15 protein-coding genes are annotated in these 14926 nt (G+C 66.0%); 6 read left to right on the top strand and 9 right to left on the bottom strand.

Annotated features, from left to right (window positions below):
- Window positions 1-1572: a methyl-accepting chemotaxis protein gene (locus tag AM586_RS23195; RefSeq protein ID WP_047823141.1), complete on the bottom strand. Its 1572-nt coding sequence runs from the start codon at window positions 1570-1572 to the stop codon at window positions 1-3.
- Window positions 1573-1685: 113 nt separating this feature from the next.
- Here AM586_RS23195 and AM586_RS23190 point away from each other — a divergent pair, with 113 nt between their 5' ends.
- The 3 genes from AM586_RS23190 to AM586_RS23180 all read left to right on the top strand — a co-directional run bounded on the left by AM586_RS23190 (window position 1686) and on the right by AM586_RS23180 (window position 4119).
- On the top strand, window positions 1686-2276 hold the full coding sequence (locus AM586_RS23190; protein WP_047823143.1) for a TetR/AcrR family transcriptional regulator: 591 nt from the start codon (window positions 1686-1688) through the stop codon (window positions 2274-2276).
- Window positions 2277-2366: 90 nt separating this feature from the next.
- Complete coding sequence (locus AM586_RS23185; protein ID WP_047823145.1) at window positions 2367-3401, top strand: NADP-dependent oxidoreductase; 1035 nt, start codon at window positions 2367-2369, stop codon at window positions 3399-3401.
- A 37-nt stretch (window positions 3402-3438) separates the two neighbouring features.
- Complete coding sequence (locus AM586_RS23180; RefSeq protein ID WP_047823146.1) at window positions 3439-4119, top strand: type 1 glutamine amidotransferase domain-containing protein; 681 nt, start codon at window positions 3439-3441, stop codon at window positions 4117-4119.
- Here the strand turns inward: AM586_RS23180 and AM586_RS23175 are convergent.
- From AM586_RS23175 to clpS, 6 genes are all read right to left on the bottom strand, one after another.
- Window positions 4108-5256, bottom strand: a complete 1149-nt coding sequence (locus AM586_RS23175; RefSeq protein ID WP_047823148.1) for an ABC transporter permease — start codon at window positions 5254-5256, stop codon at window positions 4108-4110. The two genes, AM586_RS23180 and AM586_RS23175, sit on opposite strands and share 12 nt — an antisense overlap.
- On the bottom strand, window positions 5253-6440 hold the full coding sequence (locus AM586_RS23170) for an ABC transporter permease (RefSeq protein WP_052233355.1): 1188 nt from the start codon (window positions 6438-6440) through the stop codon (window positions 5253-5255). Before AM586_RS23170 ends, AM586_RS23175 begins: the two co-directional genes overlap by 4 nt.
- A gap of 4 nt (window positions 6441-6444) precedes the next feature.
- Window positions 6445-7434: an HlyD family secretion protein gene (locus AM586_RS23165; protein WP_047823150.1), complete on the bottom strand. Its 990-nt coding sequence runs from the start codon at window positions 7432-7434 to the stop codon at window positions 6445-6447.
- 5 nt (window positions 7435-7439) lie between these two features.
- Entirely contained in the window at window positions 7440-8864 is a 1425-nt protein-coding gene (locus AM586_RS23160; RefSeq protein WP_229411065.1) for a TolC family protein, read from the bottom strand.
- A 190-nt stretch (window positions 8865-9054) separates the two neighbouring features.
- Window positions 9055-11355: an ATP-dependent Clp protease ATP-binding subunit ClpA gene (clpA, locus tag AM586_RS23155; protein WP_047823152.1), complete on the bottom strand. Its 2301-nt coding sequence runs from the start codon at window positions 11353-11355 to the stop codon at window positions 9055-9057.
- Window positions 11352-11654, bottom strand: coding sequence for an ATP-dependent Clp protease adapter ClpS (clpS, locus tag AM586_RS23150; protein ID WP_027864722.1), 303 nt, complete (start codon window positions 11652-11654; stop codon window positions 11352-11354). Before clpS ends, clpA begins: the two co-directional genes overlap by 4 nt.
- 341 nt (window positions 11655-11995) lie before the next feature.
- On the opposite strand from clpS, the gene AM586_RS23145 reads away from it, so the two are divergent.
- Window positions 11996-12199, top strand: coding sequence for a cold-shock protein (locus AM586_RS23145; RefSeq protein WP_060566744.1), 204 nt, complete (start codon window positions 11996-11998; stop codon window positions 12197-12199).
- A gap of 75 nt (window positions 12200-12274) precedes the next feature.
- Here the strand turns inward: AM586_RS23145 and icd are convergent, their stop codons facing one another.
- Window positions 12275-13534, bottom strand: coding sequence for an NADP-dependent isocitrate dehydrogenase (icd, locus tag AM586_RS23140; protein ID WP_047823154.1), 1260 nt, complete (start codon window positions 13532-13534; stop codon window positions 12275-12277).
- 95 nt (window positions 13535-13629) lie between these two features.
- On the opposite strand from icd, the gene AM586_RS23135 reads away from it, so the two are divergent.
- Both AM586_RS23135 and AM586_RS23130 read left to right on the top strand, forming a co-directional pair.
- Window positions 13630-14208 (top strand): pseudouridine synthase, encoded by a 579-nt coding sequence (locus tag AM586_RS23135; protein ID WP_047823155.1) that lies wholly within the window; start codon window positions 13630-13632, stop codon window positions 14206-14208.
- Window positions 14209-14357: 149 nt separating this feature from the next.
- Window positions 14358-14516 (top strand): hypothetical protein, encoded by a 159-nt coding sequence (locus AM586_RS23130; RefSeq protein WP_373887921.1) that lies wholly within the window; start codon window positions 14358-14360, stop codon window positions 14514-14516.
- Window positions 14517-14644: 128 nt separating this feature from the next.
- Here AM586_RS23130 and rpsT read toward each other — a convergent pair whose 3' ends face one another.
- Window positions 14645-14911, bottom strand: coding sequence for a 30S ribosomal protein S20 (gene rpsT, locus AM586_RS23125; protein WP_047823157.1), 267 nt, complete (start codon window positions 14909-14911; stop codon window positions 14645-14647).
- Window positions 14912-14926 lie beyond the last annotated feature (15 nt).

The following is a 14926-nucleotide window of genomic DNA, read 5'->3' as shown; positions in this document are numbered from 1 at the left end:
TCAGGCCGGCAGCGCCAGCCTGCCCTGCTCGCGCACCTTGAACGTCGCGACCACGCCGGTCAGCTGTTCGGCCTGCGTCCGCATGGTTTCGGCGGCGGCGGCGGCCTGCTCGACCATGGCGGCGTTCTGCTGGGTCGCCTGGTCCATCTCGGCGATCGCGCGGCGCACCTGGGCGATGCCGTCGGCCTGTTCCGAGCTGGCGCTGTCGATCGCAGCCAGCAGGTCGGCCACCTGCTGCACGCGGTCCAGGATCTGGCGCATCGTGCCGCCGGCCGCGCCGGCGATGCCGGCGCCGGATTCGATGGCGCCGGTCGATTCTTCGACCAGGGTCTTGATCTCGCGGGCCGCCGCGGCCGAATGCTGGGCCAGGTTGCGTACCTCGTTCGCCACCACCGCGAAGCCGCGGCCTTCGGCGCCGGCGCGCGCCGCCTCCACCGCCGCGTTCAAGGCCAGGATATTCGTCTGGAAGGCGATGCCGTCGATCATGGCCGTGATGTCGCCGATCTTCGCTGCCGACAGGCGGATCGTCTCCATGCGCTCGACCATCTGGCCAACCGCGCTCGCCCCTTCCCTGGCGACGCCGGATGCCGCCAGCGCCAGTTCGTTGGCGTCGTGGGCGTTGACGTGGTTCTGCTTGACCGCCTCGGTCAGCTCGACCATCGAGCGCACGGTCGCATGCAGGCTGCCGGCCTGGTGCTCGGTGCGGCGCGACAGGTCGCGGTTGCCCTCGGCGATCTCGGCCGAGGCGCGATCGATCATGCGTGCGCTGTCCAGCACTTTCACGACGGTGGCGGAGACGCCGCCCGTCATGTGGTTGAGGGCGTCGAACAGGCGGCCGATTTCGTCGCCGCGCGCGTGCGCGATGCTGGCGCTGAGGTCGCCCTGCGCGACCCGCTCGGCCAGGCGCACCGCATCCTGCAGCGGGCCGACGATGCCGCGGGTCAGCAGCCAGCCGGCGGCGGCGCCGAGCAGCAATGCGATGCCGCCCGCACCGAGCAGCAGTGCGCGGCTGGACACGGAGGCCGCGGCGGACGCGGTGGCGATCTCGTGCGCCTGGCGGGTCTGGGAAGCCAGCAGCGCCTCGAGCGCCTTGGTGTAGGCATCGAAGGCAGCGGCCAGCGTGGTGCCGGCCAGCTGCTCGACTTCCTGGGTCTTGCCCAGCTCCTTGGCCTGGAAGACCTGTCCGCGCACGGCCAGCCAGGCGGCCTTGCGCTGGGCAGCCTCCAGCGCAAGCTGCTGTTCGGCCGGGTTCGGCGCCAGTTTGCCGAGGCGCGCCTCGAGCGCGGCCGCCTCCTTTTCGCCTTGCGCGAGCTGGGCCTGGAAATAATCGCCAAGCTCCAGGCTGTCGCTGCGCGCGATCGAGACGGTGCGCACGCCGTTCAGGCGGGCCAGGCCCAGCAGTTCGGAAGTCAGTTGCTGCCGCGCGAGCTTGTTGTCGACCAGGTCGCGCGTGATGGCGTCGGCGGACTGCATGCGCCACAGCGCGACGCCGGCGATCAGGACGATGGAAAGAGAGACCACGGCGAAAGCGCCGAAGATCTTGGTACCGGTCTGGAGCTTGGCGAGGCGCATGAAGAAGCGGTCGGGATCGGGATTGGGATGCGGGGAGTATAGATTTGCAATGTGACAAGTAGATGACAGCACGTTTCAAGACGACTGGTCTAATTGGTGCTAAGATAAGTCTCATGAACACCGAACAGCAAAGCGTGCGCCAGCATATCCTGCGCACCGGCCGCGAGATCATTGTCCGCAAGGGCTACTCGGCCGTCGGCCTGAACGAGATCCTGGGCAACGCCGGGGTGCCCAAGGGCTCGTTTTATCATTACTTCAAGTCGAAGGAACTGTTCGGCAAGGCCATGCTCGAGGATTATGTCGAGAACTACCTGGCCGAGCTCGACGGTATGCTTGGCGCCGACGGCACCGGCTTTGCGCGCCTGATGCGCTACTGGGACAGCTGGCTGGTGCTGGGCGACGATGCCTGCGCCGGCAGCAAATGCCTGGTGGTTAAATTGAGCGGCGAGGTCGCCGACATGTCGGAAGCGATGCGCGAAGTCTTACTGCACGGCACCAACCGGATCGTGGACCGGTTGGCCGGCTGCGTCGAAGAAGGCATCGCGGACGGCTCGGTTCGTCCTGGCATGGCGCCGACGCAGACCGCCCTGGCCCTGTATGAAATGTGGCTGGGCGCTGCCCTGCTGAGCAAGCTGCGACGCGAACCGAGCGCACTGGAGAACGCGATGCGCGCCACCCGGTCCATGCTGGAGCCGGCAAACTGAGGCATGGCGGCCTGCGCGCCGCCATTTTTTTGAAAACATTCTAGACGACCAGTCTAATAGACGCATGGCAATTATTGCAAAGGAATCGACATGAGCCAGGATCGCAACCGTAACCGGCGCATCGTGCTGCAGCAGCGACCGCACGGCGCCCCCGATGACAACACATTCCGCATGGTCGAAGAGGCGGTGCCGCAGCCTCAGGACGGGCAGGTGCTGCTGCGCACGCTCTTCCTGTCGCTCGATCCCTATATGCGCGGCCGCATCAGCGATGCGCCGTCGTATGCCGCGCCGGTCGAGATCGGCGCCGTGATGGTGGGTGGCACCGTTTCACGGGTCGAGGCCTCGCGCAACCCGGATTTCCCGGTCGGTCAACTGGTGCTCGGCTATAGTGGCTGGCAAGACTATGCGCTGTCCGACGGCGCGGGCCTCAACAAGCTGGGCGGCGACGTGGCCCAGTCCTCGCGCGCGCTTGGCGTGCTGGGCATGCCCGGCTTCACGGCCTACATGGGCTTGCTCGACATCGGCCAGCCGAAAGCCGGCGAGACCGTGGTGGTGGCCGCCGCCAGCGGCGCGGTCGGTTCGCTGGTCGGGCAGATCGCAAAAATCAAGGGCGCACGCACGGTCGGCATCGCCGGCGGCGCCGACAAATGCCGCTACGTGGTCGACGAACTCGGTTTCGACGCCTGCATCGACCACCGCGCGCCGGATTTCGCCCAGCAGCTGAAGGCGGCTTGCCCGGACGGCATCGACGTCTACTTCGAGAACGTGGGCGGCGCCGTATTCGATGCCGTTCTGCCCCTGCTGAATACCAAGGCCCGCATCCCCGTATGCGGCCTGATCGCCGATTACAACGCCACCGCCCTGCCCGCCGGTCCGGACCGCCTCGGTTTGCTGGCGCGCACCATCCTCACCAAGCGGATCAGGATGCAGGGCTTCATCATCTTCGACGACTATGGCCACCGCTACGGCGAATTCTTCGCGCAGATGAACGAGTGGCTCCAGCAAGGAAAAATCAAATTCCGCGAAGACATCGTCGACGGCCTGGAAAACGCCCCGCAAGCATTCCGCGGCCTCCTCGAAGGCAAGAACTTCGGCAAGCTCGTCGTTCGCGTGGCGCAAGACTGACGCGTTTTAACTCTCACCACTACTGAAGGAAAGCGACATGAAAAAGATTCTGATGGTACTGACTTCCCACGACCAGCTCGGCGACACCGGCAAGAAAACCGGCTTCTGGCTGGAGGAATTCGCCGCGCCCTACTATGTACTGAAGGATGCGGGCGCCAGCATCACCGTGGTCTCGCCGGCCGGCGGCCAGCCGCCGCTGGATCCGAAAAGCGATGCGCCGGATGCGCAAACCGACGCCACCCGCCGCTTCAAGGCGGATCCGGCGGCCCAGGCCGTGCTGGCCTCGACCGGCAAGCTGTCCGAGGTCAAAGCGGAAGACTTCGACGCCGTGTTCTATCCTGGCGGCCACGGTCCGCTGTGGGACCTGGCCGAAGACCGCCACTCGATCGCCCTGATCGAAGCGATGGCCGCCGCCGACAAGCCGGTGGCCGCGGTCTGCCACGCGCCTGGCGTGCTGCGCCACGTGAAAGGCGCGGACGGCAAGGCCCTGGTCGAGGGCCGGAAGGTGACCGGCTTCACGAACACGGAAGAAGAGGCGGTCGGCCTGACCAAGGTCGTGCCCTTCCTGGTCGAGGACATGCTGAAGGCCAACGGCGGTCAGTATTCGAAGGGTGCGGACTGGCAGTCCTACGTCGTCACCGACGGCAAGCTGGTGACGGGCCAGAATCCGGCCTCGTCGGAGGCGGGTGCGGAAGCCCTGCTGAAGTTACTCGCCTGAGTCCGCCGGTCTGCGTCGCCACTTGCGCAGGCCCAGCCCGATGAGGGCGAGGGTCAGCGCCGCCAGCACCAGCACCTCCTGGCGCACCTCGGCCAGCGAGGCGCCCATCTGGTTGGTGGCGATGAAGCCCTGGATCGCGGCGGTCGAGGGCAACAGCCAGCGCAGCGCCTGCAGCGGCAGCGGCAAGGCTTGCGCCGGCCAGGCCAGCCCGGCCAGGAACAGCACCGGCATGGAGCTGGCCACCAGCAGCTGGACGCTGCGCTCGCGCGTGCGGAAGAACAGGCCCATGTAGATGCCGAGGGCGGCCACGCAGACGCTGTACAACAGGGTCAGCGCCAGGCTCGCGCCCGGATTGCCGCCCCGCGGATAATCCTGCCACCAGAACACGAAGCCGAAGAACCAGGCCGCGTTCAGGACCACTACCAGCGAAAACGCAGCCAGCGCGCCCGCATAGGCTGCGCCGCCGGCCGCATATGGAAAGCGCCGCTCGCTGGTCCAGCTGCCGAACAGCAGGCCGATCCCGAGCAGGAAGGTCTGCTGCATCAACAGCACCACCACCCCCGGCACGATATACGAGGCATAGCCCTCACGCACATTGAACATCGGCAGCGCCTCGACCGACAGCGGCTGGCGCTGGGCATCGGCCTGGAGCGCCGAGGGCGTGGCCGCTCCCAGGCGCTTGAGCTCGATCCCGGCCGATACCGTGCCGACCACCTCGGCCAGGCCGTTCAGGGCCACCTTGTTCAGCAGCGGATAGGTGCCGATCCCGCCCACTTCCACTTCCGGTTGCCTGCCGGCCAGGATCTTGCTGCTGAAATCCGCGGGAATGAACATGACGCCGGCCGCCTCGCCGCGCCAGATCCAGTCCTGCGCCTGTTCGGGACGCGTGGTAACGCCCGCCACCGTCAGGCCCGGATGCGCGCCGGTCCAGCGGATCAGCTGGCGCGACAACGTCGAATTGTCCTGGTCGACGATCGCCACCGGCACCCGGCGCACCGTCTCGCCACTATAGGGCAGCGGGTAGAAGAACGAATACACGATGCCGGAAATGAAGAACAGCAGCAGCGCCGCCTTGTCGCCCAGGATCGCGCGCCAGGTCTGGCCCCATGCCTGCAGGGCGGCGTCGAGGCGCTTCATGTGCCGCCCCAGCTGTCGGGCTGGCGCACCCGTGCGCGCAGGCGCAGGTAGGCGGCAGCGCCGAAGCCGGCCGTGAACAGCGCCAGCGCCGCCAGCGCGCCCAGGCCGTAGCGTAGCGGCGCGCCGCCCAGCCAGGTGTTGTTCAGCAGGCCCAGGAAGTGGGTCAGCGGCAGCACCTCGGCCCAGGCGCGCGCCGCGCCCGGCATCGCCAGCATCGGGAAGCCCTGGCCGGAAAAGGCGAAGGCCGGCGCGGTGATGAAGGCGCAGGCCGACAGCGCCGAGCGCAGCGAACCGCTCCAGGCCACCAGGCAGGCGCCCAGCGCAAGGTAGGCCGTCACCAGCAGCACGCTTCCCAGCATCATCGCCAGCGCGCTGCCGAGGATGGGCCAGCCGAGCAGCGCGCCAAACACCAGCACCAGCAGCGCCCCCTGCAGCAGGAACACCCCGAACGGGATCGCCAGCTTGGCCAGCAGGGCCACCCCCAGCCGGTCGTCGGCGGCGTGCAGCCAGTCCGGCACCGTGGCGTTGCGCAGCTCGCGCCCGACCGCGGTCAGCGCCGCCAGGGTCACGAAGATGTGCAGCAGGCTCCACAGCGCCGGCAGCGCCAGCGAAGGCAGGATGCTGCCGCTTTCGTTGAACAGCGCCATCGGGCGGGTAGCGACCGGCTCGACCTGCTGCATGGCCTGCACGCCGGCGGCGCCGCGCCGCGCGCGTCCCTGCAGCTCGGCGCCGGCCGACATGGTCGCCACCACCGCGCGCACGTCGCGCGTCATGGCGCCCGTGTGCGAGGGGTACTGGGCGTTGTAGGCCCAGCCCACGGTGACGTGTTCGCCACGCGCAAGGCGCTCCCCCATCCGCGCCGGAATCGAGACGATGCCGAAGGCACGCCCTGCGCGCAGTTGCGCCAGTGCTTCGGCGTCGCTGGCGGCCAGCACCGGCTTCAACCCCGGCGACTGGTCCAGCATGCGCACCAGGCTGCGCGATTCGGCCGAATGGTCGAGGTCGCGCACCACCAGCGGCAAGTCGCGGGCCAGGCCGGCCGAAAAGATCCACCAGGTCAGCAGGTACAGCGCCAGCGGAATCCAGCCCAGCATCGCCAGGTCCCAGCGGTCGGCGCGCAGGCGCGCCCACTCGCGGGCGAGCGAGGCCGACCAGGGCGAGGATGCGGAGCCTGGCATCGTCATGCGCTCAGCGCTCGAACACCACCGTCATGCCCGGGCGCAGGCCCGGCACCGCCGCGGTCGGCCGCAGCCTGATCTCGAAGGTGCGCAGGTCGGTCCCGCCAGGCCGCGCGGCGCGCCAGGTGGCGAAGGCCGGCAGCGCCGACACGGTTGTCACCTTGAAGCGGGCGCGCGTCTTCAGCGCCGGAATGCTGGCCTCATGCACGCTGTCCTTGGCGAAGGGCTGAAACATGTCCTCGCGTACCGCCAGCACCGCCCAGATGTCGTCCAGGTCGACCAGGGTCACTACCGGAAAGCCCTGCGGCGCCAGTTCGCCGGCCTGGATCGCCAGCTTCGTCACCTCGCCGGCGGCCGGTGCCAGGATACGGGTTTCGGCCAGGGCCGCATTCGCCTCGGCCACCGCGCCGTCGACCTGGCGCGCCTGGGCTTGGGCGGCTTCCTTGTCTTCCTTGCGCGCACCCTGGCGCGCCAGTTCGTACTGGGCGCGGGCGGCGATCGCCAGCTCGCGCGCCGAACGCGCCTGGGCCCGGGCGTCGTCGCCCTTCTGGCGCGCCAGCACGCCCTCGGCCACCATCGCGCCGACACGCCGGTAGGTCAGCTCGGCCAGCCGGGCGCCGGCCTCGGCGCGCTCCCAGTTGGCGCGCGCCGCGGCGATCTCCTCGGGCCGCGCGCCAGCCTGCGCCTTCTGCGCGACCGCGCCGGCGGCCTCGCGCGCCGCCTGTGCCTGCGCCACCTTGGCACGCACTTCGGGGCTGTCGAGTTCAAACAGCAGCTGGCCACGGCTTACTGCCTGGCCCAGTTGCACATCGACCCGACCGACGCGGCCCGGCACCTTGGACGAGACGTTGATCTCCTGGGCCTCGATCTGGCCCTGCAGCGCATCGGGCACCGGCCGCAGCGAGCGAAACAAACCCCAGGCCAGCAGGCCGAGGAACAGGATGCCGGCCACGCCGGCCAGCGCGCGCTGGCGGCGGGGATTCGGGTTGCGGCTTGCCATGTTCTTCACTCCTTGTCCAGGCCGACCACGTAGCCGGCGCTGCGCGCATGCTCGGCCAGGCGCTCGGGACTGCCGGCGGTGCCGAGCAGGTGCGCCAGCGCCAGCACATAGTCATAGGCGGCCTGGGCCTGCTCGATCGAGCTCTTGGTGAGATTGAGCGATGCGTCCGCCACGTCGGCCGTGGTCGCCTGCCCGTTCTTGAACGACACCTGCGCGAGGCGCAGGGTTTCCCGCGCCAGCTCGATCGCCGAGGCCATCGACAGGTAGTGCTGGCGCGCGTCCTCCATGGCGCGCCACTGGCTCTCCGCCAGCGTCGCGATGTCGCGCCCGGCCTGCTCGGCGCTCACCTCGACGCGCTGCTGCTCGAGGCGGGCGGCGGCGCCCAGCTTCGCGCGATCGACCCGGTCGACCAGCGGCACGCTGAGCGCCACGCCCACCAGCCAGTTGGCGCGCGCGGTGCTGCCGCGGTTCAGGTTGTAGTTGGCGACCCCGATCACCGTCGGGCTGAAGGCCTCGCCCTGCAGCTTCAGGCTGGCGGCCGCTTGCGCGCGCTTGCTGTCGATCTGCTTCCATGCCGGGTTCGACGCCAGCGCGGCGTCGACGAAAGAAGCCAGCGAACCGACCGCGCGCTCGTGCACGAACAAGGGCGTGGCGGGCGCCACGGCCCGGTCTTCGCCCAGCATGCGACGCAGGGCCAGTTCGGCCACTTCCAGGTCGCTGGCGGCCTTGGCCGCTTCGCGCACGGCGCTGTCGACGGCGACGTCGGCCTTCAGGCGCTCGACCCGCGCGATCAGCCCGGTACGCTCGAGCTTGCGCGCCATCTGCTGGTGCTCCTGCGCCACCGTCACCGCCGCGGCGCGCAAGCGGCTGGCCCGGCGCGCCAGCTGCACGCCGAAATAGCGCTGCGCCAGCTGCAGCGCGGCGTCGTCCTGCGCGCTCTGCAAGGCGGCGCCGGCCTCGCCGGCGCGGCCGGCGGCGAGATCCTTGAGCGCCTGCAGGCGCCCGCCGGTGTACAGTGGCCAGACCGAGCCCACGCCCAGCGACCGGATGTTGAACACGCGATCCGCCTCGACGCTGTCCGGCAGTTCCGGCAGGGCCAGGCCCGGCAAGGGCGGCAGCAGCTCCAGCACCGGCGCCAGCGTTGGTTCCAGCGCTTGCGTGAGCCGGCTGGTGTCGATGCTGAGGGTCGTCGAAATGCGGCCGGCAAAACCGTTCAGGCGCAGGTCGGGACCGTCGATGCGGCGCAGGGCGGCCGCCTGCAGCTGCCTGGCGCGGAACTCGAGATTGGCCGCCTGGACCGCGCCCGAGCGGGTCCTGAGCTGGTGCAGGGCCGCACCGTAGTCAAGGGCGATATTCTCCTCGGCCCGCGCCGCCGCCGCCCCGAGCAGCGCCGCCGTCATACCGGCAAACATGAAAGCGCGAGCCATCATCGATTTCACCCTTTCCTGTAGTTGCCATTTTTGTATTTATCAAGCGAAATCATAACGCTGTTTTATCGAGCTCGACCACACACAGGGCGGCGGGCATAAAAAAACGGATACACGCTTGCACGTGTATCCGTTTTCGCTGCAGCCCGTGGGAGGCGGCGCACTTGCGTGGCCGCCTGCCCGGCTGTGGTTCTTACTCGATCTCGACCGTCTCGACCGGCTCCGGCGGCGGCGGGACGTCGCCTTCCGGGAACTCGAGGAACACATCGTCCTTCTCGTTCAGGTCCACCGTCACGCGGCCACCGTTGACCAGGCGGCCGAACAGCAGCTCGTCGGCCAGCGCCTTGCGGATCATGTCCTGGATCAGGCGCGACATCGGACGGGCGCCCATCTGCGGATCGAAACCCTTCTTCGCCAGGAACTTGCGCAGCTTCTCGGTGAAGATCGCTTCCACCTTCTTCTCGTGCAACTGCTCTTCCAGCTGCATCAGGAACTTGTCCACGACGCGCAGGATGATTTCCTCGTCCAGCGCGCGGAAGCTGATGATCGCATCCAGGCGGTTGCGGAACTCCGGCGTGAACATGCGCTTGATGTCGGCCATCTCGTCGCCTGCCGCCTTCGAATCCACGAAGCCCACCGAACGCTTGGTCAGGCTTTCGGCGCCCGCGTTCGTGGTCATGATGATGATCACGTTGCGGAAGTCCGCCTTGCGGCCGTTGTTGTCGGTCAGCGTGCCATGGTCCATCACCTGCAGCAGGATGTTGAAGATGTCCGGATGGGCCTTCTCGATCTCGTCCAGCAGCAGCACCGCGTGCGGCTTCTTGGTGATGGCCTCGGTCAGCAGGCCGCCCTGGTCGAAGCCGACGTAGCCCGGAGGCGCACCGATCAGGCGCGACACCGCATGGCGTTCCATGTACTCCGACATGTCGAAGCGCACCAGCTCGATGCCGAGGATGAAGGCCAGCTGCTTGGCCACCTCGGTCTTGCCGACGCCGGTCGGACCGGAGAACAGGAAGGAGCCGATCGGCTTGTCCTGCTTGCCCAGGCCGGCGCGGGCCATCTTGATCGCGGCCGACAGCGCCTCGATCGCCGGGTCTTGCCCGAACACGACGTTGCGCAGGTCGCGGTCGATGGTCTGCAGCTTGCTGCGGTCGTCCTGGTTGACGGTCTGCGGGGGAATCCGCGCGATCTTCGCGATGATGTCCTCGATTTCCGTCTTGCCGATGGTCTTCTTCTGCTTCGACTTCGGCAGGATGCGCTGGGCCGCGCCCGCTTCGTCGATCACGTCGATCGCCTTGTCCGGCAGATGACGGTCATTGATGAAGCGCGCCGCGAGTTCCGCCGCGGTGGAGAGCGCCGACGACGAGTACTTCACGCCGTGGTGCTCTTCGAAGCGCGACTTCAGGCCGCGCAGGATCTGCACGGTCTGCTCGACCGACGGCTCGTTGACGTCGACCTTCTGGAAGCGGCGGCTCAGCGCATGGTCCTTCTCGAACACGCCGCGGAATTCCGTGAACGTGGTCGCGCCGATGCACTTGAGCTGGCCGTTCGCCAGGGCCGGCTTCAGCAGGTTCGAGGCGTCGAGCGTGCCGCCCGATGCCGAACCGGCGCCGATGATCGTGTGGATCTCGTCGATGAACAGGATGCCGTTCGGGGTATCCTTCAGCTGCTTCAGCACCGCCTTGAGACGCTGCTCGAAGTCGCCGCGGTACTTGGTGCCGGCCAGCAGCGCGCCCATGTCCAGCGAATACACGACGGCATTCTGCAGGATTTCCGGGACGTCTTCCTGGACGATGCGCCATGCCAGGCCTTCGGCGATCGCGGTCTTGCCGACGCCGGCCTCGCCCACCAGCAGCGGGTTGTTCTTGCGGCGGCGGCACAGGATCTGGATCACGCGGTCGACTTCTTCCTCGCGACCGATCAGCGGATCGATGCGGCCGTCGGCGGCAGCCTTGTTCAGGTTCTGCGTGAACTGGTCGAGCGGGCTTTCCTTGGCCTGGCCTTCGACCTGCGCTTCTTCCACGCCTTCCGACGCCTTCTGGCTGTCGATCTGCTGGTCCTTGCGCACGCCGTGCGAGATAAAGTTCACCACGTCGAGACGGGTCACGCCCTGCTGGTGCAGGTAGTAGACGGCATGCGAATCCTTCTCGCCGAAGATCGCCACCAGCACATTCGCGCCGGTCACTTCCTTCTTGCCGTTCGACGCCGACTGCACGTGCATGATCGCCCGCTGGATCACACGCTGAAAGCCCAGGGTCGGCTGGGTGTCAACCTCGCCGGTGCCTGGTACGGTCGGAGTGTTATCGCCGATGAAATTCGTCAAGGTCTTACGCAAGTCTTCGATGTTGACCGCGCACGCACGCAGGACCTCAGCGGCCGACGGATTGTCGAGCAGTGCCAGCAGCAGGTGCTCGACCGTGATGAACTCGTGCCGAGCCTGCCGCGCTTCGACAAAGGCCATATGTAAAGAGACTTCTAATTCCTGCGCAATCATACTTCCTCCATCACGCACTGCAGGGGATGACCTGCCTTACGCGCATGCGTTAATACAAACTCCACTTTGGTACACGCTATATCTTTGGAAAACACGCCGCACACCCCTTTACCATGGCGATGTACGGAAAGCATGATCTGCGTCGCCGTTTCGCGATCCTTATTGAAGTACTCCTGGATGATGGCGACCACGAACTCCATCGGCGTGTAGTCGTCATTCAGCAGCGCCACCTGGTACAGGGGGGGTGGCTTTACGGTCTGCCGCTCCAGCAGCTGTTCGGTATCGTGCTTGGTTGCCATAAGAGTATTCTAAGATGCTTTCGCTGTTCGTGCGTACGTTAACAATCAGGGACAATCAAGGTACTTTCCTGTGCAATCCCATGTGCTTTCATCTTACGCGTTTTCCCAACTGCGCGCAGATGGCGCCCCGATTGCGAAAATCAAGAGCTTGTTGCAAAGCAGTGTGAAGCTTTTTACAACACACGCTCAAAACCGCTTGACTTACAAGATTATTGCACCAACAATGCAAACATTGACATGTACTTATGTACTTGTTGATAAGAAGTGAGCAGGCTGAGGAGGGGGCAAGAAGCTTCTTGCTTTTATGGCTCGTGTGATTTGTTTTTATTTGAAAGTTTTTTATGGCAACTGGTACTGTTAAATGGTTCAATGATTCCAAAGGCTTTGGCTTCATCACTCCTGATGACGGCGGCGAGGATCTGTTCGCGCACTTCTCCGCAATCAATATGGCCGGTTTCAAGACCCTCAAAGAAGGTCAGAAAGTCCAATTCGAAGTCACGCAAGGCCCTAAAGGCAAGCAAGCTTCCAACATCCAGGGCGTGTAATCCACCCCGGGAAGCAAAAGCCCCGCTTCGGCGGGGCTTTTTTTATGCCTGCCCTGCCCCGCCTCGGGCGTCCACTCAGTGTTCCATATTCTCGATCATGACCTCGCCGAAGCCCGAGCATGACACTTGGGTCGCCCCTTCCATCAGGCGCGCGAAGTCATAGGTAACGCGCTTCGAGACGATCGCCTTTTCCATCGAACTGATCAGGAGGTTGGCCGCTTCCGTCCAGCCCATGTGGCGCAGCATCATCTCGGCCGACAGGATCAGCGAACCCGGATTCACATAGTCCTTGCCCGCGTACTTGGGCGCGGTGCCGTGGGTGGCCTCGAACATCGCCACCGAATCGGACATGTTCGCACCCGGCGCGATGCCGATGCCGCCCACCTGGGCCGCCAGCGCATCCGAGATGTAGTCGCCGTTCAGGTTGAGGGTCGCGATCACGCTGTACTCGGCCGGACGCAGCAGGATCTGCTGCAGGAAGGCGTCGGCGATCGAATCCTTGACGACGATGTCGCGGCCGGTCTTCGGATTCCTGAACTTGCACCACGGGCCGCCGTCCACCAGCTCGGCGCCGAACTCGCGCTGCGCCAGCGCATAGCCCCAGTCGCGGAAGCCGCCTTCCGTGTATTTCATGATATTGCCCTTGTGGACCAGCGTGACCGAGGGCTTGTCGTTGTCGATCGCGTACTGGAGCGCCTTGCGCACCAGCCGCTCGGTGCCTTCGCGCGAGACCGGCTTGACGCCGATGCCCGAGGTCTCCGGGAAGCGGATCTTCTTCACGCCCATCTCCTTCACCAGGAAGTCGATGATCTTCTTCGCGCCGTCCGATTCCGCGGCCCACTCGATGCCGGCGTAGATGTCTTCCGAGTTCTCGCGGAAGATCACCATATCGGTCTTCTGCGGCTCCTTCAGCGGCGACGGCACGCCCGCAAAGTAGCGCACCGGGCGCAGGCAGACGTAGAGGTCGAGCTCCTGGCGCAGCGCCACGTTCAGGGAACGGATGCCGCCGCCGACCGGGGTCGTGAGCGGGCCCTTGATCGACACCACATAGTCCCTCACCGCGTCCAGCGTCTCGGCCGGCAGCCAGACGTCCGGACCGTAGATCCGGGTCGACTTCTCGCCGGCGAAGATCTCCATCCAGCTGATCCTGCGCTTGCCGTCATACGCCTTCGCCACCGCCGCATCGACCACCTTGCGCATTACCGGGGTGATGTCCACACCAGTGCCGTCGCCTTCGATATACGGAATAACGGGCTGGTCCGGGACATTCAGGGAAAAATCGGGATTGACGGTGATCTTTTGACCCTCGGTAGGTACGTTGATATGTTGGTACATCGTGTTCTCCGAATTGAACGCACTGAGTGGACGCACTGAGCTGCGATAATCATATTATTGATGACGATTGCTATTTTGCTCCAAAACCTTCCCTCATGTCCCTCATCTTATTCAACAAGCCATTCCAGGTGCTTTGCCAGTTCAGCGCCGAGCCTGGCCGCGCTTCGCTCGCGGACTATATCGACATCCCGAATATCTACCCGGCCGGCCGCCTCGACGCCGACAGCGAAGGCCTGATGCTGCTCACCGACGACGGCCGCCTGCAGCACCGCATCGCCCATCCGGACCAGAAAGAAGCGAAGACCTATATCGTGCAGGTCGACGGCGTGGCCGACGCGGCGCTGCTGGCCCGCCTGCAGGCACCGCTCGACCTGGGCGACTTCGTCACCAAACCCTGCCGCGCAGTACAGATCGCCGCGCCGGACTGGCTGTGGCCGCGCAATCCGCCGATCCGGACGCGCCAGGACAAGCCGACCAGCTGGATCGCCATCACGCTGGAAGAAGGCAAGAACCGCCAGGTGCGCCGCATGACGGCCGCGGTCGGCCTGCCGACCCTGCGCCTGGTGCGCACCAGCATCGGGCCGTTTTCACTGGCCAGCCATCCCTTGATGCCGGGCGACTGGATGGAAGTGCCGGCGGAGGCGATCGGCGCCGGCAAGAGCCGGAAAGCTTGATGGGCTTGAGTTGCATCAAGTAAAAAAGCTCATCCGAACAGGCATGCCTGCCGTTAACGAGCCAGATTCGCGTCGCGGATCGATTTCTTAACGAAAAGGAACCCGAAATATCCAAACTCATCGCCGGTCTGGTAGCGTCGCTGTTCGCTGTGTCCGTCTTCGCCGCCCCGGCTGCCGCCCCCGCTGCCGCACCGGCTGTCGCCGCCACCGAACCGGCGGCCGTCGCGCCGAAGAAGACGAAGAAGATGAAGAAAGCCAGGAAGGCCGCCGCGGCCGCCGAAACCCCGGCCGAGCCCGCCAGCAAGTAAACCGGGGTCAGACTCCGGTTTTTGGCAATTTCCCAAACGGAAAAACCCGCCGGGCCGAAGCCAGGGCGGGTTTTTCATTCCACTGTTGCCGGCGCGGCAGAGGCCGCGCTCGCAAAGCCGTCGGTCTATTAAGCCGACAGGGCCTTGATGGCGGCAGCCAGGCGGCTCTTGTGGCGAGCGGCCTTGTTCTTGTGGATGATCTTCTTGTCAGCGATGCTGTCGATGGTCGACACGGATTGCTGGAAGATGGTGGTTGCCGCGGCCTTGTCGCCAGCCTGGATGGCCTTCTTGACAGCCTTGATTGCGGTGCGCAGGGTCGAGCGCTGAGCCGAGTTGTGAGCGTTTTGCTTAACTGCTTGACGAGCGCGCTTGCGCGCCTGTGCGGTATTTGCCATGGAAATTCCTAATCG

It is taken from the genome of Massilia sp. WG5 (assembly GCF_001412595.2).
Taxonomy (GTDB): Bacteria; Pseudomonadota; Gammaproteobacteria; order Burkholderiales; family Burkholderiaceae_D; genus Telluria.
Note: the sequence above shows the minus strand (reverse complement) of the source record. Positions and strands in the feature narration are given on the sequence as shown.

Bases quoted from the DNA above. Each gene is read 5' to 3' on its own strand.
- AM586_RS23175 (WP_047823148.1), bottom strand. From the start codon at position 5,256: ATGAAGCGCCTCGACGCCGCCCTGCAGGCATGGGGCCAGACCTGGCGC.
- clpA (WP_047823152.1), bottom strand. From the start codon at position 11,355: ATGATTGCGCAGGAATTAGAAGTCTCTTTACATATGGCCTTTGTCGAA.
- AM586_RS23190 (WP_047823143.1), top strand. From the start codon at position 1,686: ATGAACACCGAACAGCAAAGCGTGCGCCAGCATATCCTGCGCACCGGC.
- AM586_RS23185 (WP_047823145.1), top strand. From the start codon at position 2,367: ATGAGCCAGGATCGCAACCGTAACCGGCGCATCGTGCTGCAGCAGCGA.
- rpsT (WP_047823157.1), bottom strand. From the start codon at position 14,911: ATGGCAAATACCGCACAGGCGCGCAAGCGCGCTCGTCAAGCAGTTAAG.
- AM586_RS23145 (WP_060566744.1), top strand. From the start codon at position 11,996: ATGGCAACTGGTACTGTTAAATGGTTCAATGATTCCAAAGGCTTTGGC.
- AM586_RS23180 (WP_047823146.1), top strand. From the start codon at position 3,439: ATGAAAAAGATTCTGATGGTACTGACTTCCCACGACCAGCTCGGCGAC.
- AM586_RS23160 (WP_229411065.1), bottom strand. From the start codon at position 8,864: ATGATGGCTCGCGCTTTCATGTTTGCCGGTATGACGGCGGCGCTGCTC.
- clpS (WP_027864722.1), bottom strand. From the start codon at position 11,654: ATGGCAACCAAGCACGATACCGAACAGCTGCTGGAGCGGCAGACCGTA.
- AM586_RS23135 (WP_047823155.1), top strand. From the start codon at position 13,630: ATGTCCCTCATCTTATTCAACAAGCCATTCCAGGTGCTTTGCCAGTTC.
- AM586_RS23195 (WP_047823141.1), bottom strand. From the start codon at position 1,572: ATGCGCCTCGCCAAGCTCCAGACCGGTACCAAGATCTTCGGCGCTTTC.
- AM586_RS23165 (WP_047823150.1), bottom strand. From the start codon at position 7,434: ATGGCAAGCCGCAACCCGAATCCCCGCCGCCAGCGCGCGCTGGCCGGC.
- icd (WP_047823154.1), bottom strand. From the start codon at position 13,534: ATGTACCAACATATCAACGTACCTACCGAGGGTCAAAAGATCACCGTC.
- AM586_RS23170 (WP_052233355.1), bottom strand. From the start codon at position 6,440: ATGACGATGCCAGGCTCCGCATCCTCGCCCTGGTCGGCCTCGCTCGCC.